Consider the following 25035-nt stretch of genomic DNA (forward strand, 5'->3'; position numbering starts at 1 on the left):
CAGTTCAGAAAGGATCGGCCAGATGCGTTATGTAGTGGGGTATTCAGCCAATGCCAGAGGGCACGACGCCGTAAACCTGGCTGTATCAATGGCGCTCGGGCGCGGAGCCAGCCTGGACCTTGTGCTGGTGGTCCCGGAAGTGCAGCAGTTCGGGGCCGCCCACGCACCCAGGGCCGGCTTCGAGCACCTGCTCAATGAGCAGGCGCAGGAGTGGCTCGACCAGGCGCTGGCGTTGATTCCGCCCGGTGTCCCGGCCAAGGCCCACGTCCGCAGCGGTGATTCCGACGCGCACGCGCTGATCCAGGCCGCTGAGGAGTTCGGAGCGGACATGCTCATCATCGGCGCAACAAGCAACGGGATCTTCAAGCGGTTCTCGATCGGGTCGGTGGCCAGCGCACTGCTCCACGCCTCGACAGTTCCCGTGGCATTGGCACCGCATGGCTACCATCGCCAGGAGGCCCTGACCCGGATCAGTTGCGGGCTCGGAAACCGGGCGGGCGCTGAGAAGCTGCTCGATTTCGCCCTTGGGATGGCCGCCAACCGCGAAGTGCCGCTGCGCGTGGTGTCGCTTCTGGCGATCGACGGCGGCGACGCGGCCGATGCCGCGGAAGCCGCCGAAGCGGCTCGGGCGTACGCGGCGAAGCATCTTGCCGCGGCCCTGCCGGGCGGCGGGCAGGGCGTTCGGGAGGAGGCGAAGGCGGAGGTTGCCATTGCACAGGGCCGCAGCATCGAGGAAGCAGTGGACCGTCTGGATTGGGAAGACGGCGAGGTCCTGTTGATCGGATCGAGCAGGCTTGCCACGAGCCATTCCATCTTCCTGGGCAGCACGGCCAACCGCATTCTGCGTGCCCTGCCGGTGCCGATGATTGTGGTCCCGAGTGACTATGAGCTCAAACACCCCAACCGGCCAGCGTCGAATGACTTCACCCGAGAGGCACAAAAATGAGCGCGGAACACGCGATGGCCAAGGCCTCGCACGCCGGACAGCACGCCGAAGACCAGCACGGACTGAGCGAGAAGGGCCTGAAGGCAGGATCTGTGGGGCTGATTGGCGCTGTCGTCATCGGCGTTTCCTGTATCGCCCCGGCCTACACGTTGACTGCGGCACTTGGCCCCACCGTGGCGGAAGTCGGCGTGCACCTGCCGGCGATCTTCCTGGTGGGCTTTGTCCCGATGCTGCTGGTGGCGTTCGGCTACCGCGAGCTGAACAATGCCATGCCCGACGCCGGCACGTCCTTCACCTGGGCCTCGAAAGCCTTTGGCCCGTGGCTTGGGTGGATGGGAGGCTGGGGGCTCATTGCGGCGACCATCATCGTGCTCTCGAATCTGGCCGCCGTCGCAGTGGATTTCTTCTACCTGATGCTGTCGCAAATTTTCGGCAATCCGGACCTCGCCGATCTCACCAAAAACCTGCCGCTGAACATTGCCACCACATTGGTGTTCATCGCCCTCGCGTGCTGGATCTCCTATCGCGGCATGGAAACCACCAAGACGGTCCAGTATGTGCTCGTGGGATTCCAGCTGCTGGTGCTCGGCTGGTTCGCGGTGGCCGCGTTCAGCCACGTCGCCAACGGCACCGCCTTTGACGCCACAGCCATCTCACCTGACTGGTTCAATCCCTTCGCCGTGGAATCTTTCACGGCCTTTGCCGCCGGTGTTTCGCTGTCCATCTTCATTTACTGGGGGTGGGACGTCACACTGACCATGAATGAGGAGACCAAGAACCCGGAAAAGACCCCGGGCCGTGCCGCCACCGTCACCGTGCTGGTCATCGTGATCATCTACATGACCGTTGCCCTGGCCACGTTGTCTTTCGCCGGAATCGGCACCGAAGGTCTGGGTGCCGGAAACCCGGAGAACCAGGCCAGCATCTTCGCTGTCCTCGCCGGTCCGGTGATGGGCCCCTTCGCCATCCTGATGTCCCTGGCCATTCTGAGCAGCTCGGCGGCGTCGCTGCAGTCCACGTTCGTCTCGCCGGCGCGGACCCTACTGTCGATGGGCCACTACCAGGCCCTGCCGAAGAAGTTCAGCAGGATCAGCCCCACACACAAGTCACCGAGCTACGCCACGATCGCCTCGGCGGTGGCTGCCGCCGCGTTCTACGTCATCACCCGCACGACGTCGGAGAATGCGCTCTGGGACACCATCACTGCCCTGGGCATGATGATCTGCTTCTACTACGGCATCACGGCGCTGGCCTGCGTCTGGTTCTTCCGGGCCGAGGCATTCAGCGGAGCGCAGGCGTTCTTCTTCAAGTTCCTTTCGCCTCTCCTGGGCGGCGTCATCCTGCTGGTCATGTTCTTCAAAACCGCCTATGACTCCATGGACCCGGCGTACGGGTCAGGCTCCTCGATCGGTGGTCTGGGCCTGGTCTTCATCCTCGGCACAGGAGTTATCCTGCTGGGCGTGGTGCTCATGCTGATCATGGCGAAGCTCCGGCCCGAGTTCTTCAAGGGCGAGGTGCTGGCCCGCGGAAACTGAGTCGCCGGCCCGTGGGAGTTCCGGGAAGGTCCTTCTTCCGGCAGCCATTGGAAAGTAAGCACACTTACCAATAGGCTGGCGGGAGGGGGACCTTCCCCTTTCGGAACCAGAACGAGGTGACAGCATGTCGGACGCAGCAAACATCAGCAAAGTTACGGACATCATTAACGATTCGCGGATCGGGATGTTCACCACCGTCAATGAAGAGGGCGCGCTGGTCAGCCGCCCGCTGGCCGTCCAGGACGTCAAGGACGACGGCGACATGTGGTTCTTCACGTCCGCCGCCACGTCCCAGGTGGCCCACGTCCGGGCGCACCCGGGCGTCAACGTCTCCTTCGGCAAGGGAACGGAATGGGTATCGGTGGCCGGGACGGCAGAAGTTGTCACCGACCGCCAGAAAATCCACGAGCTCTGGAACCAGATGGTCGAAGCCTGGTTCCCCGACGGCCCGGACACCCCGGAAGTGGTGCTGCTGCACGTCGACTCCGACTCCGCCGAGTACTGGACCAGCCCCGGAGGCACCGCAGCGTCTGTGTTCCAGTGGGTCAAATCCAAGGTCATGCACAGCCGGATGAGTGTGGGCGACAGCGGCACGGTGGAACTCTAGGACCAGCGGCGTCCAGCGCCGTCCAGCGCCGTCCAGCGCCGCGGCGGGTCAGCGGACCCGCCGCGCGCGCCGGCGCCGGCCTAGTCGATGATCTTCAGCCCGGTGGCCCAGTTGAAGGCCGCGTAGGCGGGGTTGGCCTGCAGCGCAGTCACGAGCAGCTGGAATCCTTCCAGTTCCCGGGCATGCCGCAGCCCGCCGACCCGCAGTGGCCGGAGACCGGCTGCTGCCGCGAACGAGGCGACCTGGTTGCCGGCTTCCTCCGAGTCCGTGGCGATGAAGACATCCAGGGGCATCCCGCCCGTCACCCCGGCCGTCAGCGGACCGGCGAACGTGGTGTTGAACGCCTTGACGACTGCTGCCCCCGGCAGCAGCGCGGCGATTTCCTCGGCGGCTGAGGACCCCGGGTCCACCGTCAGGGAATCGAAGGTGTCCACGTTGATCGGGTTGCTGATCTCCACCACGGTCTTTCCGCTGAGGGTGTCACCGTAGTGCGTTGCCACTTCCTTGGCCGGTCCGAAGTACAGGGCTAGCACCACGATGTCGCCTTCCGGGATATCGCCCAGTCCACCGGACGTCGTACCGCCGCCCAGCTCGGCAGCCAGATTGGCCGCGTGCTCCGGGGCGCGGTCCAGGATTTGGAGTGAGCGTCCGGCTGCCACGGCGCGGGTGCCGATCGCCCGTGCCATGTTGCCGCTGCCGATGATGGTGATGTCTGACATGGTGCTTCCTTCCAAGGATGACGCTGGAACGCAGGGACAAAGCTAGGCAGGTGAGCTTCAAGACGTGTCAGCCGAGCGCCGGATCTGCGGCCGGGAATCCGGCGTCGCGGGTCGGTGCGTCGCGTCCGACGCCTGCGGCCCTTTCGGCCTCGGCGAGGGCTTCCTCCAGCCGCTCGACCGCCCGGGCATAGCCGGCGTCCGTCCCGGTGCGGAGCTGCTCCGCGGCCTTCATCGCACGGATCAGGGCGGCCGTCTCCGGCTGCCGCGGGTCACTCATGGCGGGGTAGTCGATGGCGTGCGCGGGGTCCATTTCGTAGCGCTGCCATCTGGCCAGGGCGCTGCGGTGCCGGGCCGCGGCCGCCTGGTTGCTGGCCGCCGTGTCCCGGGTGGAGCGCCGCTCCGCCTGCCAGCTGAAGATCCTGGGAGTCCAGAGGTAGGAGGAGGCCGCCGCGGCCGCGGCGATGACTCCGAGCAGCAGGCCGGACCACGGCGCCACCAGGGCGGGGAGGATCACGGCCGGCGCAACGATGGCGAGTCCGGCGAAACCGTCCCAGAAGACGGCATCCGGCAGGCCGTCGTCGTCGGCCAGGTGCTTCCGGAGCAAATAGACCGAGGCTCCCGCAGCGCACACGACAAGGCAGGCCAAGGCGAGCAGTTGCCAGAGCGCAAAGGGGGCGGGCTCGAACAGAGACGGCATTCCAACACCTCCAGGGATCCCGTCCCGGGGCGGGCGCGGTTCCCTGATTCCATTGGAATCCATCGAGGGCGGGCCGTCAATGGCCCTTCGGCCGTTGCCGGGGGTCCGGTTCCCACCCGGGGCCGTCCCGGCGTAGCCTAGGGCGCATGCGACTGAAAATGTGCAGCATCCACGTCAAGGACCCCGCCGCGGCTTTCGAGTTCTACACCGGAATCCTGGGCTTCGAGAGCCTCATGGCCATCCCGGAGCACAACCTGTACATCGTGAAGGACCCGGCCGGGTCCGGCGGCGGATCGGTCGGGCTCCTGCTGGAGCCCAGCGATAATCCGATCGGGGCGGCCTACATGAATGGCTGCCACGACGCCGGGCTGCCCGCGATCGTCTTCGGGGTGACCGATGTCCGGGCCGAGTTCAAGCGGCTCACCGCCAAGGGCGTGATGTTCCAGGGCGAGCCCTCGGCGGGGCCCGGCGGCACGACGGCCGTGTTTGACGACGGGTGCGGGAACTTCGTCCAGCTCCATCAGGACTGAGCCCAGGACTGAGCCGGGACCGGCCGCCGTCGGCCGGCCAGAGCGGCTACTCGGCGGCGGTGCGTTCCTTCTTGGCGTCCTTCTTCGCAGCCTCGTCCTTGACCCGCTGGGCCTCGGCGCGCACGGCGGCGTGGGTGGAGCGCTCGGCGACGAGCCATGCCGGGGGAGCCTGTAGCAGCGCGGTGATTTCTGCCGTCGTCAGCGCTTCCTCAACCCCGCCGCGGGCCAGACCGCTGATGGAGACGTTCAGCTTCTGCGCGACCACCGGGCGGGGGTGCGGGCCGTTGCGCCGCAGTTCCGCGAGCCACTCCGGCGGGTTGGCCTGGAGCTCGGCGAAATCGGCGCGGCTGATGACCGAATCCTGGAACTCCTGGGGTGTTGCGGGCAGGTAGATGCCAAGCTTCTTGGCAACGGTGGCCGGCTTCATGGACTGGGAGTTTGCAGAGGTCATGCTTCAAGGGTATCCGGCGGGGCACCAAATCAGCACCAAACGGCCGGCCGGGCGGAAGCCTACGCCAGCCCGGGCGGTACTGTGAACATGTGTCCGCAGCAGAAGAAACATCCCAGACCCCCGACGAATCCCCTGTGCCTGTTGTGCGGGAGTTGCGTTTTGCCTACGTCGCCGGCGTGACGCCGGGAAAGTGGACCAGGCGCTGGGAAGAGCGGATGCCGGATGTTCCGCTGCACTCCTTTATGTCCGACGACGGCGCGCAGCTCACGGTTCTGCGCGACGGGTCCGCGGAGCTGAGCTTCGTCCGGCTGCCCGTGGAGCGCGAGGGCCTCAACGTCATCCCGCTGTACGAGGAAGAGCCCGTGGTGGTGGCGCCCAAGGGACACGAGATCTCGCTTTTCGAGGAGGTGGCCCTGGCCGACCTTGCCCGGGAGACGTTCCTGGACGTGGCCGGACTTGGCGGACCGGAGATGGCCCTGCAGGTCGTGGCCACCGGGGCCGGCCTGGTCATCCTGCCGATGTCCGTGGCCCGCCACTTCAATGTCAAGGACACCGTGGCGCGGAAACTCACCGGGGCGCCCACCACCGGGATCGCCCTGGCATGGCCCAGCGACACCACGGACGAGGTCATCGAGGAGTTCATCGGGATCGTCCGCGGCCGCACTGCCGCGAGCTCCCGCCAGCCCTCCGCCCAGCAGGAAAAGCCCAAGAAGGAACCAAAGCCGGACCGGCGGGGACCGGCCGTCAAGAAACCCAAGTTGGCCCAGCGCTACGCGCCGAACCCTGACAAGGGCCGCGGCAAGGGGTCCCGGAAAAAGGGCAAGCGCTAAGGCGCCGCCGGAACGGACCGGGCCGGGCGCTACTTGGCGCAGGCGTCCTGCAGGGCCTTGACGGATTCGGCCGGAGCCTGGTCGCCGGAGTCGGCGATCTGGCGCAGCGGGGTGGTGATCTCGGTGGGAACCCCTGCGGATTCGGCCCCGGCGACCAGGCCGCCGAGCGCCTCCTTGTCCTTGACACTGACCAGGCCGTCCGCCACGAGCGTGCAGGCCTGCTTCTTCACTTCACTGCCGGCCGCCGTCGCGACCTGGGATGCGCCGTCGCTGACGGCCTTGTTCGCGGCGTCCTGCACCTGGCCGCACCCCGTCAGCGCGATGGTGAGGATGGCAGCGGCAAGGGCGGCGAGGCGAAGTTTCATTCATCAACCCTAACAAGCGGGCTGACCGGAAGCTGGCCGCCGGCCGAGCGGCGGTGGCTTCCCGGCCGTTTGGCGCGCAAGAGGTCTGGAGCCGGGTCGGTGTCTGCTGCTCTGCAGTTTGTGTCGCCGGAAACCTAAAGGAAACGTTCTCCGTCTACGCTGGCAACACCGCGGCGCCGCCAGGCCCGTGACCGCCGGTGACGAAGGGATTCCGTCATGCATCTTCTGCCCCGTGAGCAGGAAAAGCTCATGATCGTGGTCGCGGCCGACCTCGCCCGGCGCCGGCAGGCGCGCGGACTGAAGATGAACTTTCCGGAGGCCGTCGCCATCATCAGCTACGAGCTGATCGAGGGCGCCCGGGACGGCAGGACGGTGGCGGACCTGATGAGCTACGGCACCACCCTGCTCCGCCGCGAGGACGTCATGGAGGGCGTGCCGGAGATGATCCACGACGTCCAGATCGAAGCCACCTTCCCGGACGGCACCAAGCTCGTCACGGTCCACGATCCGATCCGTTAGGGAGCTGCCATGATTCCCGGAGAATACGTTCTCAGCCCCGAGCCCGTGCTGGTCAACGCCGGCCGCGAGGCCATCGACGTCGAGGTGGCCAACACCGGCGACCGTCCCGTGCAGGTGGGCTCGCACTTTCACTTTGCCGAAGCGAACGCTGCCCTGGCGTTCAACCGGCGGGCCGCCTACGGGCGGCGCCTGGACATTCCGGCGGGCACGGCGGCACGCTTCGAGCCGGGGGACAGCAGGACCGTCCGGCTGATCGAACTCGCCGGCCGGCGTGAGGTCTACGGCCTCAGCAACGCGGTCAACGGCGCTCTTGCTTCGATTGAAGGAGCACACAAATGAGCTTCGAGCTGCCCCGCAAGCAATATGCGGACCTGTACGGCCCGACGACGGGCGACTCCATCCGCCTCGCCGACACCGAGCTCTTCCTCGAGATCGAGAAGGACCTCACCGTCTACGGCGAGGAAGTGGTGTTCGGCGGCGGCAAGGTGATCCGCGACGGCATGGGCCAGAACGGCCAGGTGACCCGGGACGGGGACGTCCACGACGGAGCCGTCCCCGACACGGTGATCACCAACGTCGTGGTCCTGGACTACACCGGGATTTACAAGGCCGACGTCGCGCTCCGGGACGGTCACATCTTCCGGATCGGCAAAGCAGGCAACCCCCAGATCACCGACGGCGTGGACATTGTGATCGGCGCGAGCACTGAAATCATCGCCGGCGAGCGGAAAATCCTGACCGCCGGCGGCGTGGACTCCCACATCCATTTCATCTCCCCGGACCAGGTCCCCGCAGCCCTGTGCAGCGGGGTGACCACGATGATCGGCGGCGGCACCGGCCCGGCCGAAGGAACCAAGGCCACCACCGTCACCCCCGGCAAATGGCACATCCAGCGGATGCTGCAGGCGGCCGAGGGGCTCCCGATCAACATCGGTCTGTTCGGCAAGGGCCACGCGTCCGCCGTCGAACCCCTGGCCGAGCAGATCCGCGCCGGCGCCATCGGCCTGAAAGTCCATGAGGACTGGGGCTCCACGACGTCCTCGATCGACACCTCGCTGAAGGTCGCGGACTGCTACGACGTCCAGGTGGCCATCCACACCGACACCCTGAACGAGTGCGGCTTTGTGGAGGACACCATCCGGGCCATCGACGGGCGCGTGATCCACACGTTCCACACTGAGGGCGCCGGCGGCGGGCACGCCCCGGACATCATCAAGATCGCCGGGCTGCCCAATGTGCTGCCGGCGTCCACCAACCCCACGTTGCCGTACACCCGGAACACGATCGAAGAGCACCTGGACATGCTTATGGTCTGCCACCACCTGAATCCGGACATTCCGGAGGACGTGGCGTTCGCGGACTCCCGCATCCGCGCCGAGACCATCGCCGCCGAGGACGTGCTGCAGGACATGGGCATCTTCGCGATCACCTCCTCGGACTCCCAGGCCATGGGCCGGGTGGGTGAGGTGGTCATCCGCACTTGGCAGGTCGCTGACAAGATGAAGAATCAGCGGGGCGTGCTGAAGGACCCTGACGGCGGCACGCACGGTGCTGCCTCCGGCCGGGGCGCGGAGAGCGACAACTTCCGGCTGAAGCGTTACGTGGCGAAATACACCATCAACCCGGCCATCGCGCAGGGCATGGCGGACTCCATCGGCTCCGTGGAGGTCGGAAAGTTCGCGGACCTGGTGCTCTGGGATCCGGCGTTCTTCGGGGTCAAACCGGAGCTCGTGATCAAGGGCGGGCAGATCGCCTACGCCCTCATGGGGGACGCCAACGCCTCCATCCCCACGCCGCAGCCGCGCACCATGCGGCCCATGTTCGCCGCCTACGGCAAGGCCCTGCAGCAGTCCTCCATCACCTTCCTGCCCCAGGCCGCCATCGATGCCGGGGTCCCGGCCGAGCTGGGGCTGGAGAAGGTCATCCGGGCCGTGTCCGGCATTCGCAGCCTCACGAAAGCGGACCTCAAGTACAACGGCGCCACTCCGGAGATCGGGGTGGACCCGGAAACGTACAAGGTGAGCGTCGACGGCGAAGACGTCACGTGCGAACCGTCCGACGTGCTGCCGATGGCGCAGCGCTACTTCCTTTTCTAGGCTTCCGGAGGAGACGACCATGATCATCGAAAAGGTCCTCGGCAACACGCACGACCTTCCCCCCGGACCGGACCCCTATGCCGGGCTGCATCGGGAAAAAGTGGTGCTCCCCAGCGCCCAGCTGGTCAAACGCGTCCAGCGCGTCACCACCGACCACGGCAAGGAACTTGGCATCCGCCTCCCCTCCGGTTCCGGGGACCTGCGCGACGGCGACATCCTGCATGTGGCGGAGGCCAACATGATCGTGGTGTCGGTCTTGCCCACCGATGTCCTCGTCATTGCGCCGCGGTCCATCCACGAGATGGGGGTGGTGGCGCATTCCCTCGGCAACCGTCACCTGCAGGCCCAGTTCTTCGATGCCACCTCGGAGTACCGGGCCGAGGTCATGGTCTGCCAGTACGACCACACGGTCGAGGACTACCTCAAACACGTTGGAGCGCCCTACGCCCGCCAGGAGCGCGTGATGCCCGTCCCCTTCCGTCATGCCGAACACTCCCACTAGCCCCGCGTCCTACCAGCTCGCCCTGCAGCAGCTGTGCGATTCCGCGTTGCCCACCGGCGGCTTCGCGCACTCGCTGGGGTTTGAGAGCTACATCGACCGCGGGCTGGTGCACGACGAGCAGTCCTTCGGCGTGTGGCTGACCGCCTTTGTGGGGCAGCAGCTGACGTATTCGGACGCCCTGGCCATCCGGTTCTTCTACGAGGGCGACGCGCTGCCCGAGCTGGACTCGCTGCTGACCGCCCAGCTCCTACCACGGCAGCTGCGCGAGGCCAGCGTCAAGATGGGCGGCCGCCTTCTGGAGATCGGTGCCGAGATCTTTCCGTCCCCGGACCTGGCGGAGTACCGCGAGCTTGTGAGTTCCGGCCGCGCCGCCGGCCACCAGCCGCTGGCGTTCGCCGTCGTCGCGCGCTCCCTGGGTATCCCGCTGGCCGAGACTCTCGCCGGCTACCTGTTCGCGGCGGTCACATCCTTGACTCAGAACGCCGTCCGGGCCATCCCCCTGGGGCAGAACGCCGGACAGCGGCTGCTGCGGAAAGCGGCCGACGACGTCGCTGCCGCGGCCGGCCGCGCCGGCCAGCTGGACCGGTCCGACTTCGGGGCCGTCAGTCCGGGCCTCGAAATTTCGCAGATGCGGCACGAGCGGCAGCGTGCCCGAATGTTCATGAGCTAACCGAACCGCATGAGAAATATGTCTGGAGAAGAATATGTCTGAGCCCATCAAAATCGGCATCGGCGGCCCGGTCGGTGCCGGCAAGACCCAGCTCGTGGAGCGCCTCACCCGCCACATGAGCCGGGACATCTCCATGGCGGCCATCACCAACGACATCTACACAATCGAGGATGCCAAGATCCTGGCGGCCAACGGGATCCTCCCGATCGACCGGATCATCGGCGTCGAAACCGGCGGCTGCCCGCACACCGCCATCCGCGAAGACACCTCCATGAACACGGCCGCGATCGAGGAGCTCAAGAAGCGGCACCCGGATCTGCAGGTGATCTTCGTGGAGTCCGGCGGGGACAACCTCTCCGCGACGTTCAGTCCCGAACTCGTGGACTTCTCCATCTACATCATCGACGTCGCCCAGGGCGAGAAGATCCCGCGCAAAGCCGGCCAGGGCATGATCAAGTCAGACCTCTTCATCATCAACAAGACCGACCTCGCACCGCACGTCGGGGCCGACCTGGCCGTGATGGAACGGGACTCCAGGGAGTTCCGCGGCGAGAAGCCGTTCTGCTTCACCAACCTCAAGACGGACGAGGGACTGGAGCGCGTTATCGAATGGATGCGGCGCGATGTCCTGATGCTCGACCTCGCACCATGAGCACGCCGGCGGCTCTTGATCCTCCCGTGGTCGCCTTACCGGGGCCGGCGCCCGCGGGTGAAGGGGGCCGTGCCCGCTCCGCGGTGCCCGCCACGCCGCGGCCCCCTTCACCCGCGTCCGCTGATCGGCCCGTGATGGGCCGCCTTGAACTTCTGGTCGCCGACAGGGGTGGACGGTCCGTGGCCACGCATCAGTACCACCGGGGAGCCCTGCGGGTGCTGCGGCCGCACTATCTGGATGACTCCGGGCAGGTTTGTTATGTCGTGGTGAATCCTGGCGGGGCCTATTTGGGGGCTGATCTCTATGTCATGGACGTGGAGGTGGCGGACGGGGCGAAGCTGCTGCTGACCACCCAGTCGGCCACGAAGATCTACCGGACGCCGGGGTCGTTCGCCGAGCAGCGGATGCGGCTGCGGCTGGGGGAACGGTCTCAGCTGGAGCTGGCCCCGGACCAGCTGATCGCCTACCGGGAGTCCAGCTACCGGCAGAACACGCACATCAGCATGCACCCGACGTCGAGCCTGGTCATGACCGAGGTCATCACGCCGGGCTGGTCGCCGGACGGAGCCTCGTTCCGGTACGAGGAACTGCGGCTCCGGACCGAAATCCACGTTGAATCCGGGGGCAACAGTGGACTGCTGGCCCTCGACAACCTGCTGATCCGGCCGCCGCAGCACGACGTCACCGGGATGGGGTTCATGGAGGGCTTCAGCCACGTGGGGTCCCTGATCGTGGTCGATGCGCGCGTTGACCAGGGACTCGCGGACGAACTGCACTCCCTGGCCGGCGGCCATGATGCCTACACAGGGGTCTCGTTGACTGCAACGGTGGATGGCATCAGCGGGCTGGTGCTCCGGTCGCTCTCGAACAGCACCGGGGAGCTCAACAGGCTGCTGGGCACGTGCAGCGCCCTCCTGCGTCGGCGGTGGCATGGCACTTCGCCGCTGGACCTTAGGAAATATTGATGACCTCGTTGACCGGATTCGCCGCCCTGTATCGCCACCGCGACCAGCTCCCGTTCCGGACCCGGCTGGGAGTCACCTTCGGGGCCGTCGTGGCCCTGCACGCTGCCGCCGTCGGGCTTCTCCTTGCCGGTTCGGTGACGGCCGGAGAGCCGCTGGCACTTGGGCTGGTGCTGACCGCCTACGGCGCGGGCATCAAACACAGCTATGACTGGGACCACCTAGCCGCCATCGACAATTCAACCCGCAAGTTCGTGTCCCAGCGGAAGGACCCGGTGAGCGTCGGGTTCGCGTTCAGCCTGGGCCACAGCTCCGTGGTGATTCTGGCCGGGGTGCTCGTCGTGGGCGGTGCCGCGATGATGGGGGAGCTCATGGAAGACGGCACCACCGGGAACCTCGTGCTGGGGCTGATCGGCAGCGGAGTGTCGGGAATCTTCCTGCTGGCCATGGGATTATTCAACGGGTCCGCCTTCATCCGGGCCGCGAAGGCCTACCGGCGTGCGCGGGGCGGCGAAGACGTGCGGGACGAGGATCTGGCGGCCCAGGGCTTGGTGGCCCGGCTGCTGGCGAAACCCCTTTCGGGGGTCCAGCGGCCGCGGAGCATCTACGTCATCGGCTTCCTTTTCGGGCTGGGTTTCGACACCGCCACCACGATCGGCCTGCTGGTGATGGCGACGGCGGCGTCCCTGGCCGGAGTTTCCCCGCTGGCACTCCTGGCGCTTCCGCTGGCCTTCACCGCGGCCATGACGCTGTGCGACACCGCGAACGGGGTGGCCATGATGCGCATGTACAGCTCCGCCCTCCACCATCCGCTGCGGAGGCTCGGCTTCAACGCGCTGATCACCGGCATCTCCGCCGTATCGGCCTTGGTCATTTCAGCCATCACCCTGGGCGGTTTCTTCCATGCCGGATTCGGGCTGGAGGGTCCGGTGACCACCTGGATGGGGGAGATCGATCTGGGCGGCGCGGGGCTGCTGCTGGTCGCGAGCCTGCTGACGGTCTGGGGAGTCGCCTCCCTCCGCGGCTGGCTGCCTGCCTCGCGTCCGGGCAGCCAGCCGGCCCCGGGCCCGGGGGCGTGGCCGTAAGGTGGAGCCATGCGCACGGACTTCAGCCCTGACGAACTTCCCTCCGGGGACTTCTATCGCCTGCTGACGGCGGTCATCGTTCCCCGGCCCATCGCATGGGTTTCGAGTACGTCTGCCGACGGGGTGGACAACCTTGCCCCGCATTCGTTCTTCACGGTGGCCTCGGTGACACCGCCCATCATTCAGTTCACCTCGGTGGGTAAGAAGGACTCCCTGCGCAACATCGTCGCAACGGGAGAGTTCATCGTGAACCTGGCTCCGGCGCACCTCATCGCCGAGGTCAACGCCACCGGCACGAATTTCCCGCCGGAGGTGAGCGAGTTCGATGCCGCCGGCCTGACGCGTGAAGCAGGCCGCACAGTGCAGGTCCCCCGGGTCGCGGAATCGCCGGTGGCGCTGGAGTGCAAGCTCCACAGCACGCTCGAGATGGGCGACTGCGTCCTGGTCTTCGGCGAGGTGACGCACGCCGCGGTCGCCTCAGAGGCCCTGCAGGGATCCCATCCCACGATCAACAAACTGGACCCGCTCTCGCGGCTGGGCCTCGACGAATGGGGTGCCACGGGCCCGGTCAGCGAGCTCAAGCGGATCCGGACGGCCAACTGGCCCGGGGAATTCCGGCCGACGCACCGGTCCAAGGGCTGACCTGGGCCGGGCCAACCTCCCGCCTTCCCACACTGGATGGGTTGAGCTGCCCTGCATCTACTGTGCCGATTTTCCACCCGCCCTACGGCGCTTCCGCGGAACCAAAAAGGTCTACCGGAAGGAACCCCGGCGGGCGTAACCTGTGCGCACCTGCAAGACCACAGTTGATGGAGGTGCGGCACAATGATGGACAAACAGCCGATGGAGAGTCGCTCCTGGCACCGGGGACAGGCGGTGGGGGTCGGCGTCGGGGACCTGCAAAGCGCGGTGGCCCGGGAAACCGGGCGGATCATGCGGGAGGCCAAAGGTGACCGGCTACGGGCCACCAAAATCATCCTGGACAAGCTCCTGGAAATGGGGCTGATTACCGAATCCGAAGTTCCGGTCCTGGCCGGGATCTGCGAGGAAGGGTTTGCGGCCACATCCGGAAAGAAAGACGCGGCCGCTGCGCACCACGAGGTCCGGAAAGCCTACGACGAAATGCTGCTGAAACCGGGCGCAAGCCCCGTCGCGCTGGCGTTCGCCTCGGCGTCGGCCGGCTCCTACTTGGCCACAGACGGCACCGAAGGCGGCGGCACTACGGTCGTCTACAAGAAGTCCGGCGGGAACTGGCAGGAGACCCTTGCCGGGGCCGGAGCCGCGATCGGAGGAATCCTCGGCGGACCTGCCGGGGCCGGACTTGGAACGGTCATCGGCGGTGTTACTGGCAAGATCGTGGACGAATGCCTGTGATGCCTGTGATGTGAGTGGGTCCAAAATAGCCGGGTTCGCAGGGTGCCTGGGCGGGACCGCGACGCGGTAAGTTCCCCATGCGCCTCAGAATTCCTGTCGACACTGGAATTCGGCGGCGTCAGGAATTCGCCGCCGCGCAGGACTGAAAGCGCGTCACACGGTCTGATGCGTATCGCGGGCGTGCCGACCCGGGGGTCGGTGCGGCCGGCCAGACCGCTTAGTCCCCGTGGACCGCGCTCTGCTTCTCTTCGGAGCGGTCCAAGTAGGCCAGCAGCAGTTCCCCGGCGCGCTCCAGGTCGCCAGCCTCCAGTGCCTGGCAGATTTCCTCGTTGTCGTCCAGGTAGTTGCGGTAGAAATGCGCGTCCACGGTGGCCTTGTGGAAGAACAGCCGCATCTCGGCGAGGACCTGGGCCATGATCGTGTTGAGGCGCCGGCTCCCGGCCAGTGCCACGATGGCGCCGTGGAAATGCTGGTTGGCGTTGCCCAGGGCTTCCTCGTCGTCCGCTGCCGCCGCGGCCCGGCCTTCCTCCACCGCGGCCCGGACGGCGGCCACCCGTTCGGGGCTCCCTCCGCCGCGGATGGCGCTCACTTCGATGAACCGGCGCACCGTATAAACGTCATGGATGTCGCCCGGCCCCAGGCTCGCAACGAAGACTCCCCGGTTCGGATGCCGCACCACCAGCCGCTCGGCCGCAAGCTCGGCAAAGGCTTCGCGGACGGTGTTGCGCGAGACGCCCAACTCCTCGGAAATGGTCGATTCGGTCAGCCTGACGCCGGGTAGCAGCAGCCCTTCGGCCAGCTGCAGCCGCAGTTCCGCCGCCACCCGGTCCGCGACGGAGGGGATGGCCACACGCAGCCGGGCTGCCGCGCCCAGTGCCGGAGCCACAACCGGGCCGCCCGCGCCTGACCGCTTGGCCGCGCCGGCGGCGACTGAGCGCTTGGCGACTCCGGCGGCGCCTGACCGCTTCGCCCCGCCGGGGGTGGGGGCGGAAAGGTCACGGAATCCTGCTTCGGAGCTCGTCATACTTGAGAATTTACACGATCGTCACATCGTGGAATCGAAGAATTGTTGAACAATCCGTAGATTTGGTGCATCCTAGATAAGGGGAACCAATGAGACGAGGATCACAAATGGCAACCATCGACCTGAACAGCGACGTCGGCGAGTCCTACGGACGCTGGAGCCTGGGAGACGACACGGCGATGTTCCGCTCGGTTTCCAGCGCGAACGTGGCCTGCGGATTCCACGCCGGAGACCCCAGCGTGATCCGGAAGACCTGCCGCGAGGCGGTTGCTGCCGGCGTCGTGATCGGCGCCCACGTTGGCTACCGGGACCTGGCCGGCTTCGGCCGCCGCTTCCTGGACATCGACCCGAACGAACTGGCGGACGACATCGTCTACCAGATCGGTGCACTGCAGGCCCTGGCCGCCGCGGAAGGCGCCAAGGTCACTTACGTCAAGCCGCACGGCGGCCTCTACAACGCGATCGTCACGCACACCGCGCAGGCGCAAGCCGTCGTCGACGCTGTGAAGTCCGTCGACCCGAACCTGCCCATCCTGGGCCTGCCGGGCTCGGAGGTCCTCCGGCTGGCCGAGGCCGCCGGCCTCCGCGCCGTCACCGAAGCCTTCGCGGACCGGGCCTACAACCCGGACGGCACCCTCGTCTCCCGCACGCTGCCCGGAGCCGTCCTCCAAGACCACGCGGAGGTCACTGAGCATGTCCTCCGGATGGCCTCCGATTCCGCCGTCCGCACGATCGACGGCTCCATCCTGAAAATCCGCGCAGAGAGCATCTGCGTGCACGGCGACTCCCCGGGGGCCGTCACCATGGCCGCCGCGGTCCGCGCGGCCCTCACCGCCGCCGGCATCAGCACGGCCGCGTTCGTCTAGTCCGTTCGCTAAGAAGCACAGCTTCACCGGCGCCGCGTCAAGCACCAGGCGCCGCACATCACACCCGCCCCGCACAGGCAGCACCCGCACCCCGGAGGAAAATCATGACCGCACCGCATCAGGCCACCCCGGCCGCCAGCAAGAGGAAGCTGCCGCCCGGCGCCCTCAAGGCCTACGTCGCGAGCCTCACCGGCACCTCGCTGGAGTACTACGACTTCGCGATCTACTCCGTGGCCTCGGCCCTGGTGTTCCCCAAGATCTTCTTCCCCGGCAACGACGAGTTCGTTGGCCTGCTGCTCTCCTTCTCCGCCTTCGCGGTCGGCTACCTGGCCCGCCCCATCGGCGGCGTGATCTTCGGCCGGCTCGGGGACAAAATCGGACGCAAGCACGTCCTCGTCGTGACCCTGATGCTGATCGGCATCGCCACCGTGCTGATCGGTGCGCTGCCGGACTACTCGGTCATCGGTATCGCGGCGCCCATCCTCCTGGTCTTGCTGCGCCTGGCCCAGGGCATCGGCGTCGGCGGCGAGTGGGGCGGAGCCGTCCTGCTCTCCAGCGAATTCGGCGATGCCAACAAACGCGGCTTCTGGTCCTCCGCGGCCCAGATCGGCCCGCCGGCCGGCAACCTGATGGCCAACGGCGTCCTGGCTGTTCTGGCCGCCACCCTCAGCAGCGAAGCCTTCCTCGGCTGGGGCTGGCGCGTCGCCTTCCTCGCCTCCGCCCTGCTGGTGGTCTTCGGCCTCCTCATCCGGCTCAAGCTTGAGGAAACCCCCGTCTTCAAGGCCATCCAGGCCCACGGCGAGCAGCCGAAGGCCCCGATCAAGGAGGTCTTCACCAGGGAACCCCGCGCGCTGGTCGCCGCCGCCCTGTCACGCGTCTGCCCCGACGTGCTCTACGCCCTCTTCACCGTCTTTGTGGCCGTCTACGCCACCAAGGCGCTGGGCATGACCACCGGCAACGTGCTCGCGGCCATCCTGATCGGCTCCGCGTTCCAGCTGTTCCTGATCCCCGCCGCCGGCGCCCTCACGGACCGCTTCAACCGCCGCCTCGTCTACGGCATCGCCGCCGCCGGCACCGCACTCTACATCCCGGTGTTCTTCTGGATGATCCAGGGCAAGTCCGTCGCCATGCTCACCCTCGGCGTCGTGATCGGCCTGGCCTTCCACGCCTTCATGTACGGCCCGCAGGCCGCCTACATCACCGAGCAGTTCCCGGCCCGGCTGCGCTACGCCGGCAGCTCGCTGGCCTACACCCTGGCCGGGGTGATCGGCGGCGCCGTCGCACCGCTGATCTTCACCGCCCTTTACGCCGCCACCGGCAACTGGTACCTGATCGCCGGCTACCTCGCGCTTGCCTCGATCGTGACCGTCGTCGGGCTGGCCCTGGGCAGGAACCCGCAGACCCACGAAGAAGAACGCCTCCTGCAGGAAGCCCACGCCTAAGCGGCGCGGACCCTACCCGACGCACCGGCAACGATGAAGGCAGCTATGGAAACCCTGGCAGTACAAAAGGTCCGCTCCGTGCGGGCGGTGGGAACCCGCGCGGTACTCGCCGAGCTCTCCGGAACCCAGGACGTGCTGGCACTGCAGGGGCTGCTCCTCGAGAAGCCGCTGCCGGGCCAGCTGGATGTCCTGGCCGCGGCCGAGACGGTCCTGGTCACCGCCGATTCGCCGGTCGCGGCCCGGCGGATAGCCGCGCGTCTGCTCCAGCTTGACCTCACCGCGCCCAAGCAGCCGGACGGCGAGCTGGTGCTCATCGACACCGTATACGACGGCGAGGACCTCGCCGAGGTGGGCGAGCTGACCGGGCTCGGGGCCGACGGCGTGATCGCCGCCCACACCGGGCAGATCTGGACCGTGGCCTTCGCCGGCTTCGCCCCCGGCTTCGGCTACCTGATGGGGGAGAACCAGGTGCTCGAAGTGCCGCGGCGCAGCTCGCCGCGCACCGCCGTCCCCGCCGGTTCGGTGGCGCTGGCCGGCAACTACTCGGCCGTCTACCCGCGCCGCTCGCCCGGCGGGTGGCAGCTGATCGGCCGCACCGGTGCCAAGATGTGGGACCTGGACCGGGAACAGCCCGCCCTGGCCGCCCCCGGCCACCAGGTCCAGTTCCGGGCGGTCCGGGAAATCGTCACACTGGCGCCGGAACACCCTGCCCGGGTCCCTGCGCCGGGGCTGACGTCCGGCCTGCGGGTCGTCTCTCCAGGGCTGCAAAGCCTGATCCAGGACCTCGGACGCCATGGCCACTCCGGCCTGGGCGTTTCCTCCGCCGGCGCGCTGGACCGCGCCTCGCTGCGCCGGGCCAACCGGCTCGTCGGGAACACGCCGTCGGCCGCCGCGGTGGAGACCGTCGCCGGCGGCCTCGCCGTGCAGGCCATTGGCGACCAGGTCCTCGCCGTCGCCGGGGCTCCCGCGGAACTGACCATCGGGACGCCTTCCGGGGAGGACTCCGGACCGTTCCTGCGGACCGTCCCGATGGCCACCCCGTTCGCCCTGCTCGACGGCGAAACCCTGACCATCGGTGCCCCGGAACGCGGCTTCCGCAGCTACCTCGCCATCCGCGGCGGAGTGGACGCCGCCCCCGTCCTCGGCAGCCGCTCCACCGACACCATGTCCGGGATCGGCCCCGCGCCGCTGGCCGCCGGTCAGCTTGTCGCCGCCGGCGGGGAGGCCGAGTCCGGCGTCGTCGGGCACCCGGAACTGCAGCCGGACTTCCCTTGCACCGGCGTCACCGTGCTCGACGTCGTCCCCGGCCCGCGCGCCGACTGGTTCGACGCCGCCGCGCTGGCGTCCTTCAGCGGCCAGGACTGGGAAGTGACCCCGCAGTCCAACCGGGTCGGCATGCGCCTGCGGGGAAACCCGCTGCAGCGCAGCCGCCAGGGCGAACTCGCCAGCGAAGGCACCGTCGCCGGGGCCCTGCAGGTCCCGCCCGAAGGACTCCCCGTTCTGTTCATGGCCGACCACCCCATCACCGGCGGCTACCCGGTGATCGCCGTGGTGGTCGATTCCCAGCTGGACCTCGCCGCCCAGGTCCCGATCGGCGGCAGGATCCGCTTCCGCTGGGTCGACTCCGCCGTCGAAGCCGCTACCCCCGAACCCCCCACCCCCGAAGAAGAAGCGAGTTACTGATGCGCAAGGTCCTGATCGCCAACCGCGGTGAAATCGCCGTCCGGATCGCCCGGGCCTGCGACGACGCCCAGCTGGCCTCCGTTGCTGTCTACGCGGACATCGACGCCGACGCCCTGCACGTCTCGGCCGCGGACGAGGCCTACGCCCTGGGTGGCAACTCGCCCGCGGACACTTACCTCAACATCCCCAAGCTGCTCGCCGCCGCGGCCGCATCCGGCGCCGACGCCCTCCACCCCGGCTACGGCTTCCTGTCCGAGAACGCCGAATTCGCCCAGGCCGTCCTCGACGCCGGGCTCACCTGGATCGGCCCCACCCCGGACGCCATCCGCCTGCTCGGCAACAAGATCACCGCCCGCGAGACCGCCGTCCGCGCCGGCGCACCGCTCGTCGCCGGCAGCGACGGCCCGGTGGAAACCGCCGCGGAGGCCCGCGCCTTCGCCGAACAGCACGGCTTGCCGATGGCTATCAAGGCGGCCTTCGGCGGCGGCGGCCGCGGCATGAAGGTGGTCCGCGCCCTCGACGAGGTCGAGGAAGCCTTCGACTCCGCCGTCCGCGAGGCGGTCGCCGCCTTCGGCCGTGGCGAATGCTTCGTGGAGCGCTACCTCGACCGTCCGCGGCACGTCGAGGCGCAGGTCCTCGCGGACACCCACGGCCACGTCGTCGTCGTCGGAACCCGCGACTGCTCGCTCCAGCGCCGGCACCAGAAGCTCGTGGAGGAGGCCCCCGCGCCGTTCCTCAGCGACGAGCAGACCCGCCAGATCTACGACGCCGCCAAGGCCGTCTGCCGCGAAGCCGGCTACTCCGGCGCCGGCACCGTGGAATTCCTGGTCGCCGCCGACGGCACCGTGGCATTCCTCGAGGTGAACACCCGCCTGCAGGTGGAGCACCCCATCACCGAGGAAACCACCGGGATCGACCTCGTCCAGGAGCAGTTCCGCATCGCCGCCGGGGAACCGCTGCGCATCACGGAGGATCCGGCGCCGCGCGGACACTCCTTCGAATTCCGGCTCAACGCCGAGGACGTCGGGCGCGGCTTCCTGCCCTCGCCCGGCACCGTGGAGGAGTTCCACGGCCCCACCGGCCCCGGCATCCGGGTCGACACCGGCGTCCGCTCCGGCTCCTTCGTCCCGCCGCAGTTCGACTCGCTGCTGGCGAAACTGATCGTCACCGGCGCCGACCGGCAGCAGGCGCTGCGCCGCGCCCGCCGGGCCCTCGCCGAAATCAGCATCACCGGGGTGGCCACAGTGCTGCCGTTCCACCGCGCGGTGCTCGAATCCCCGGACTTCACCTCCGACACCGGCCTCGGCATCCACACCCGCTGGATCGAAACCGACTTCGCAGACAGTAGCTCCATCCCCGCCGATCCAGGCTTTAGCACCACAGCGCCCGACGGCGAACGCCGCACCATCACGGTCGAGGTGGACGGCCGCCGGATGGCCGTCGGCCTGCCGGCGGACCTGCTGGACGGCTGGGCCCGCTCGGGCGGCCCGCTTCCTGCGGGGGTTTCCGTGGACGGACCGTCCGACGGCGGAGCTGCCGGCGCTGATCCCGGGGAGCTGCGCGCCGACATGGCTGGCACCGTGGTGAAGTGGCTCGTCGCACCGGGCGCCGAAGTCGCGGCGGGGGATCCCGTCGTCGTGCTCGAAGCGATGAAGATGGAAACCCAGGTCTCCGCCCACCGCGGCGGGACCGTCACGGGCGTCCGCGCGGAGGCCGGCGGCGTCGTTACTGCTGGAGCGGTGCTTGCCCTGATCGGGTAGCCGCCGACGGCTGCGGCTGTTCCGGCTCTGCCTCGGCCCGCGTCTCCGACTGTTGAGTCGCGGCCCAGCTGGCGAGCAGCCGCAAGGCGTCCGCGGTGGTTGAACCGGGCTCGGCGGCGTAGACGAGCAGCGACAGCCCGTCGTCGGCTGGAAGCTCCAGGGCCTCGTACAGGAGGTGGAGGTCCCCGACCACCGGGTGCCGCAGATGCTTGATGCCGGTGTAGTGCTGGCGCACATTGTGGGCCGCCCAGCGGGTGCGGAATTCCTCGCTGCGGGTGGACAGTTCCCCCACGAGGTCGGTCAGGCCGCGGTCGTAGGGGTCGCGGCCGGCCTCGGTGCGCAGAATCGCTACCGTGTCATTCGCGGCGCGGTCCCAGTCCGGATAGAAACCGTAGGAACGGTTGTCCAGGAAGATGAACCGGGCATGGTTGGCCGGCCGGACCGGGCCGGCGTACATCTCGGAGTAAAGGGCGTAGCCGAGCTGGTTGGCGGCCAGAATGTCCAGGCGCCCGTTGCGCACGAACGCGGGGGCGTTGGTGATGGCGTCGAGCATGAGCTGGATGCTCGCACGGACCGGCTGGGCGGTGGCGCGGCGCCGCTGCGGCCTGCGGCTGGTGCTGGCGGCCCGGGCCAGGTCGAACAGGTGGGCCTGCTCCGCCTCATCCAGCTGCAGCGCCCTCGCCAGGGCTTCCAGGACGCCCTCGGACACTCCGGACAGGTTTCCGCGTTCCAGCCGGGTGTAATACTCGACACTGACTCCGGCCAGCATCGCCACTTCCCCGCGCCGCAATCCGGGGACGCGGCGGTTGCCGCCGTAGACCGGAAGTCCCGCCTGTTCGGGGGTGATTTTCGCCCGCCGAGTGGCCAGGAAGTCCCGGGTCTCGCTCTGGTTGTCCATGCCATCAACGTTAGAGGGTGCGGCGCCGTAAGGGAGTCACTGCCAGTACCCCTATCAGCAGGGCCTCCCTCACCGGCCGCTGTTTGGTGTTTGATGGATAGTGCCCCCGATGACGACCGGGCCTAAAGGCCGCACCTGACCGGTGCCGGACGCCGGGGCAACCTCCCCTGAACCATCCACAAGCAGGAGACTCATGCTTACCGTTAATGCTTACGCCGCCACCTCGGCGACGGAACCCCTCGTTCCGACCACCATCGAGCGCCGGGACGTTGGTCCCCACGACGTCCTGATCGACATCAAGTTCGCCGGCATCTGCCACTCCGACATCCACACCGTCCGCGGTGACTGGGGACCGCAGTCCTACCCGCTGGCACCGGGCCACGAAATCGCCGGCATCGTCACCGAGGTCGGCTCGGCCGTCACCAAGCACAAGACGGGCGACCGGGTCGGCGTCGGCTGCATGGTCAACTCCTGCCGCGAGTGCGTCAACTGCCTTGCGGGCGAGGAGCAGTACTGCCTCAAGGGCAACACCGGCACCTACGGCGCCGTCGACCGTGACGGCACCATCACCCAGGGCGGCTACTCCACCCACGTCGTGGTGACCGAAGACTTCGTCGTCAGCATCCCCGAGGGCATTGAGCTCGACGTCGCCGCACCTCTGCTCTGCGCCGGCATCACCACGTACTCGCCGCTGCGCCACTGGAACGCCGGTCCCGGCAAGAAAGTCGCGATCGTCGGACTCGGCGGTCTGGGCCACATGGCCGTCAAGATCGCCCACGCCATGGGTGCCGAGGTCACGGTGCTCTCGCAGTCGCTGAAGAAGCAGGAAGACGGCCTGCGCCTCGGCGCGGACCATTACTTCGCCACGAGCGACGAGAACACCTTCACCGACCTCGCCGGCAGCTTCGACCTGATCATCAACACGGTCAGCGCTTCGATCGACATCAGCTCCTACCTGCAGCTGCTGACCCTCGACGGCGCCCTGGTGAATGTCGGCGCCCCGGCCGAGCCGCTGCCCGTGAACGCGTTCGCGCTGATCGCCGGACGCCGCTCCTTTGCCGGTTCCATGATCGGCGGCATCCGCCAGACGCAGGAAATGCTCGACTTCTGCGCCGAGCACCACCTCGGCGCCGAGATCGAGGTCATCCCGGCCGAGAAGATCAACGAGGCCTACGAGCGCGTGCTGGCCTCCGACGTGCGGTACCGCTTTGTGATTGACACCTCCACCCTGGTGTAGGTCCAGGCATGGAAGGGCCCGGCCGGTTCGTACCGGCCGGGCCCTTTCCTTTGGCCGGGGGCTTTCCGCTGGGCGGAAGCCCGGCCTTGCCGGGAGCCTGTCGGGCGGGCACGCTGGCGGGATGACCAAACTGCAGCCTGACGCCAATTTTTCCGGCCTGGACATTTCCGCGGGTATCGAGGCTGAGCCCGACGGCGTCGTTGTCCTGGCGCCGGAACTGGCCGCCATCTGGAACCTTGCGGCACCGTACCTGTTAGTCCGCGACAACGACGCCCACACGCTCTACGCCTTCGGGCTGGCCCGCGCCCTGCTCGATGCGCACCCGGAGGCGGACGCCGCTGTCGCCCTCCCCGCGATCATGCTGCATGACATCGGCTGGTCGCAGGTGCCCCCGGCCGAAGTCCTGGCAGCTATTGCGCCCGGCGGCGGCCGGCCGGACCTGGTGCTGCTGCACGAGAAGGAAGGCGCCCGGCTCGCCGCCGGAATCCTCGCCGCGGCCGGGTACGACGCCGGGAAGGTGCCGGCCATCCTGGCCATCATCGACGGCCACGACTCCCGCCGCGAGGCCCTCTCCATCGAGGACGCCATCGTCAAGGACGCGGACAAGACCTGGCGGCTCAGCCCGCACGGCATCGACACCGTGATGGACTGGTTCGGCCTGGACCGCGGCCAGGCCCTCCGCCTCTGCAGCCAGCGCGTCCACGGGCATCTGTTCACCGCAGAGGCCCAGGCGATGGCCCGGGCACTGTCCGCGCTGGAGTCCGTGACCCTGTGGCCGCAGCGCCAGGCGCTGCCTGGCTGAGGCCCCTACCCCAAGCCCAGCCGGTGATACTTCGCCAGCCTGCGCGTCAGCAGCTCCTCAATTCCCACCGGGGAAAGACTGGCCAGTTCGTACTCGATGGCCTCTCCCGGGCGCCGGCAGAACGCCCTGCCCTCGAGCGCGGCGTCGGTGCGTTCGTCCACGATGTGGTCCACCAGCCCGTTGGCGTAAAGGGCTGCCACATTGACGCCCTGTGCCTCGGAAATGGCCGGCGCAAAGTCGGGAGTCCGGTGCACGCTGGCGCTGGCGCCTTCCGGCGGGAGGGGCGACAACCACGCGTGCTGGGCCGTGACGGTGCGGTCCGCCGGCAACAGGGCCAGATCGTCGAGGCGCGAAGCACGCTCGAGGTCAAACTGGCCGAGCTTGCCGCGGCCCGGCGCACATCGGACGACATGAAGGCAATCGACCGCGCACTCGATGCCATGGCCGAGGAAGTTGCCTCAGGCGCCCGGGGTGCCCGTGGCGACGAGCTGTTCCACCAGGCCGTGACCGCCGCCGCTCATTCGGGCGTGCTGGCCCAGCTGATGACCTTCATCGCCGGAATGATCCTGGAAACGCGTCTCGAATCACTGGGGCAGCCCGGCCGGCCGGAGGAATCGCTGGCCTCGCACCGCAAGATCGCCGATGCGATCAGGGCCAAGGATGCCCCGGGCGCAGCGGCCGCAATGCTGGAGCACATTGTCCTGGTCTCCGATGTAGCCCTGTTGAAATAGGCTCCCCAAAAGGACCCCGCAAGGCCGCCTGCACCGCCTGATCCCCTGCTAG

At 68.1% G+C, this 25035-nt stretch carries 28 protein-coding genes and 1 pseudogene; 22 read left to right on the forward strand and 7 right to left on the reverse strand.

What is annotated here, in order from left to right; all coding sequences use genetic code 11:
* The first annotated feature begins 22 nt into the window (after positions 1-22).
* From QCD75_RS13765 to QCD75_RS13775, 3 genes are all read left to right on the forward strand, one after another.
* On the forward strand, positions 23-946 hold the full coding sequence (locus tag QCD75_RS13765) for a universal stress protein (RefSeq protein WP_301229499.1): 924 nt from the start codon (positions 23-25) through the stop codon (positions 944-946).
* 14 nt (positions 947-960) lie between these two features.
* The gene (locus tag QCD75_RS13770) at positions 961-2481 is read left to right on the forward strand and encodes an APC family permease (protein ID WP_301229573.1); all 1521 of its coding nucleotides are present in this window, start codon (positions 961-963) and stop codon (positions 2479-2481) included.
* 124 nt (positions 2482-2605) lie between these two features.
* Positions 2606-3088 (forward strand): pyridoxamine 5'-phosphate oxidase family protein, encoded by a 483-nt coding sequence (locus QCD75_RS13775; RefSeq protein WP_301229501.1) that lies wholly within the window; start codon positions 2606-2608, stop codon positions 3086-3088.
* An 80-nt stretch (positions 3089-3168) separates the two neighbouring features.
* Here QCD75_RS13775 and QCD75_RS13780 read toward each other — a convergent pair whose 3' ends face one another.
* Together QCD75_RS13780 and QCD75_RS13785 are read right to left on the reverse strand one after the other, a co-directional pair.
* Positions 3169-3807 carry an NADPH-dependent F420 reductase gene (locus QCD75_RS13780; protein WP_301229503.1) on the reverse strand — a complete coding sequence of 213 codons (639 nt, stop codon included), beginning with the start codon at positions 3805-3807 and terminating at the stop codon, positions 3169-3171.
* A 67-nt stretch (positions 3808-3874) separates the two neighbouring features.
* Entirely contained in the window at positions 3875-4504 is a 630-nt protein-coding gene (locus QCD75_RS13785; protein ID WP_301229505.1) for a hypothetical protein, read from the reverse strand.
* 146 nt (positions 4505-4650) lie between these two features.
* Between QCD75_RS13785 and QCD75_RS13790 the strand changes: the two genes are divergently transcribed.
* A complete protein-coding gene (locus QCD75_RS13790) occupies positions 4651-5034 on the forward strand; it encodes a VOC family protein (protein ID WP_301229507.1) in 384 nt (127 codons plus the stop codon).
* 46 nt (positions 5035-5080) lie between these two features.
* Here QCD75_RS13790 and QCD75_RS13795 read toward each other — a convergent pair whose 3' ends face one another.
* The gene (locus QCD75_RS13795) at positions 5081-5485 is read right to left on the reverse strand and encodes a DUF5997 family protein (RefSeq protein ID WP_301229509.1); all 405 of its coding nucleotides are present in this window, start codon (positions 5483-5485) and stop codon (positions 5081-5083) included.
* 89 nt (positions 5486-5574) lie between these two features.
* Between QCD75_RS13795 and QCD75_RS13800 the strand changes: the two genes are divergently transcribed.
* Positions 5575-6315, forward strand: coding sequence for a LysR substrate-binding domain-containing protein (locus tag QCD75_RS13800; RefSeq protein ID WP_301229511.1), 741 nt, complete (start codon positions 5575-5577; stop codon positions 6313-6315).
* A gap of 29 nt (positions 6316-6344) precedes the next feature.
* Here QCD75_RS13800 and QCD75_RS13805 read toward each other — a convergent pair whose 3' ends face one another.
* Positions 6345-6680: a hypothetical protein gene (locus QCD75_RS13805; RefSeq protein ID WP_301229513.1), complete on the reverse strand. Its 336-nt coding sequence runs from the start codon at positions 6678-6680 to the stop codon at positions 6345-6347.
* A gap of 216 nt (positions 6681-6896) precedes the next feature.
* Here QCD75_RS13805 and QCD75_RS13810 point away from each other — a divergent pair, with 216 nt between their 5' ends.
* The 10 genes from QCD75_RS13810 to QCD75_RS13855 all read left to right on the forward strand — a co-directional run bounded on the left by QCD75_RS13810 (position 6897) and on the right by QCD75_RS13855 (position 14540).
* Entirely contained in the window at positions 6897-7199 is a 303-nt protein-coding gene (locus tag QCD75_RS13810) for an urease subunit gamma (protein WP_301229515.1), read from the forward strand.
* Between the two features lie 9 nt (positions 7200-7208).
* Positions 7209-7538: an urease subunit beta gene (locus QCD75_RS13815; RefSeq protein WP_301229517.1), complete on the forward strand. Its 330-nt coding sequence runs from the start codon at positions 7209-7211 to the stop codon at positions 7536-7538.
* A complete protein-coding gene (ureC, locus tag QCD75_RS13820; protein ID WP_301229518.1) occupies positions 7535-9295 on the forward strand; it encodes an urease subunit alpha in 1761 nt (586 codons plus the stop codon). The genes QCD75_RS13815 and ureC overlap by 4 nt, the downstream gene beginning before the upstream one ends.
* 19 nt (positions 9296-9314) lie before the next feature.
* The gene (ureE, locus tag QCD75_RS13825; RefSeq protein ID WP_301229520.1) at positions 9315-9797 is read left to right on the forward strand and encodes an urease accessory protein UreE; all 483 of its coding nucleotides are present in this window, start codon (positions 9315-9317) and stop codon (positions 9795-9797) included.
* Positions 9778-10467, forward strand: a complete 690-nt coding sequence (locus QCD75_RS13830; RefSeq protein ID WP_301229522.1) for an urease accessory protein UreF — start codon at positions 9778-9780, stop codon at positions 10465-10467. Before ureE ends, QCD75_RS13830 begins: the two co-directional genes overlap by 20 nt.
* Before the next feature lie 34 nt (positions 10468-10501).
* On the forward strand, positions 10502-11119 hold the full coding sequence (gene ureG / locus QCD75_RS13835) for an urease accessory protein UreG (protein WP_301229524.1): 618 nt from the start codon (positions 10502-10504) through the stop codon (positions 11117-11119).
* A 179-nt stretch (positions 11120-11298) separates the two neighbouring features.
* On the forward strand, positions 11299-12084 hold the full coding sequence (locus QCD75_RS13840; RefSeq protein WP_301229526.1) for an urease accessory protein UreD: 786 nt from the start codon (positions 11299-11301) through the stop codon (positions 12082-12084).
* Positions 12084-13166, forward strand: a complete 1083-nt coding sequence (locus QCD75_RS13845; protein WP_301229528.1) for a HoxN/HupN/NixA family nickel/cobalt transporter — start codon at positions 12084-12086, stop codon at positions 13164-13166. The genes QCD75_RS13840 and QCD75_RS13845 overlap by 1 nt, the downstream gene beginning before the upstream one ends.
* A gap of 9 nt (positions 13167-13175) precedes the next feature.
* Entirely contained in the window at positions 13176-13808 is a 633-nt protein-coding gene (locus QCD75_RS13850; RefSeq protein ID WP_301229530.1) for a flavin reductase family protein, read from the forward strand.
* A 183-nt stretch (positions 13809-13991) separates the two neighbouring features.
* A complete protein-coding gene (locus tag QCD75_RS13855; protein ID WP_301229532.1) occupies positions 13992-14540 on the forward strand; it encodes a hypothetical protein in 549 nt (182 codons plus the stop codon).
* Positions 14541-14757: 217 nt separating this feature from the next.
* Here the strand turns inward: QCD75_RS13855 and QCD75_RS13860 are convergent, their stop codons facing one another.
* Positions 14758-15564 carry a GntR family transcriptional regulator gene (locus QCD75_RS13860; RefSeq protein ID WP_301229534.1) on the reverse strand — a complete coding sequence of 269 codons (807 nt, stop codon included), beginning with the start codon at positions 15562-15564 and terminating at the stop codon, positions 14758-14760.
* Positions 15565-15671: 107 nt separating this feature from the next.
* Here QCD75_RS13860 and QCD75_RS13865 point away from each other — a divergent pair, with 107 nt between their 5' ends.
* The 4 genes from QCD75_RS13865 to QCD75_RS13880 all read left to right on the forward strand — a co-directional run bounded on the left by QCD75_RS13865 (position 15672) and on the right by QCD75_RS13880 (position 21315).
* Positions 15672-16430: a LamB/YcsF family protein gene (locus QCD75_RS13865; RefSeq protein WP_301229536.1), complete on the forward strand. Its 759-nt coding sequence runs from the start codon at positions 15672-15674 to the stop codon at positions 16428-16430.
* Between the two features lie 104 nt (positions 16431-16534).
* Positions 16535-17872 carry an MFS transporter gene (locus tag QCD75_RS13870; protein WP_301229538.1) on the forward strand — a complete coding sequence of 446 codons (1338 nt, stop codon included), beginning with the start codon at positions 16535-16537 and terminating at the stop codon, positions 17870-17872.
* 33 nt (positions 17873-17905) lie between these two features.
* A complete protein-coding gene (locus QCD75_RS13875; protein WP_301229540.1) occupies positions 17906-19555 on the forward strand; it encodes a 5-oxoprolinase/urea amidolyase family protein in 1650 nt (549 codons plus the stop codon).
* On the forward strand, positions 19555-21315 hold the full coding sequence (locus tag QCD75_RS13880) for an acetyl/propionyl/methylcrotonyl-CoA carboxylase subunit alpha (protein ID WP_301229542.1): 1761 nt from the start codon (positions 19555-19557) through the stop codon (positions 21313-21315). Before QCD75_RS13875 ends, QCD75_RS13880 begins: the two co-directional genes overlap by 1 nt.
* On the opposite strand, the gene QCD75_RS13885 is transcribed toward QCD75_RS13880, so the two are convergent.
* Positions 21281-22213 carry a helix-turn-helix transcriptional regulator gene (locus QCD75_RS13885; protein ID WP_301229544.1) on the reverse strand — a complete coding sequence of 311 codons (933 nt, stop codon included), beginning with the start codon at positions 22211-22213 and terminating at the stop codon, positions 21281-21283. The two genes, QCD75_RS13880 and QCD75_RS13885, sit on opposite strands and share 35 nt — an antisense overlap.
* 193 nt (positions 22214-22406) lie before the next feature.
* Here QCD75_RS13885 and QCD75_RS13890 point away from each other — a divergent pair, with 193 nt between their 5' ends.
* Positions 22407-23450: an NAD(P)-dependent alcohol dehydrogenase gene (locus QCD75_RS13890; RefSeq protein ID WP_301229545.1), complete on the forward strand. Its 1044-nt coding sequence runs from the start codon at positions 22407-22409 to the stop codon at positions 23448-23450.
* A 121-nt stretch (positions 23451-23571) separates the two neighbouring features.
* Positions 23572-24252: an HD domain-containing protein gene (locus tag QCD75_RS13895; RefSeq protein WP_301229547.1), complete on the forward strand. Its 681-nt coding sequence runs from the start codon at positions 23572-23574 to the stop codon at positions 24250-24252.
* A 5-nt stretch (positions 24253-24257) separates the two neighbouring features.
* On the opposite strand, the gene QCD75_RS13900 is transcribed toward QCD75_RS13895, so the two are convergent.
* Complete coding sequence (locus tag QCD75_RS13900; RefSeq protein WP_441005488.1) at positions 24258-24542, reverse strand: hypothetical protein; 285 nt, start codon at positions 24540-24542, stop codon at positions 24258-24260.
* A 45-nt stretch (positions 24543-24587) separates the two neighbouring features.
* On the opposite strand from QCD75_RS13900, the pseudogene QCD75_RS13905 reads away from it, so the two are divergent.
* A pseudogene (locus QCD75_RS13905) lies at positions 24588-24983 on the forward strand (FadR/GntR family transcriptional regulator); the annotation flags it as partial.
* Positions 24984-25035 lie beyond the last annotated feature (52 nt).

This window comes from Arthrobacter sp. PsM3, assembly GCF_030433895.1.
Classification (GTDB): domain Bacteria; phylum Actinomycetota; class Actinomycetes; order Actinomycetales; family Micrococcaceae; genus Arthrobacter.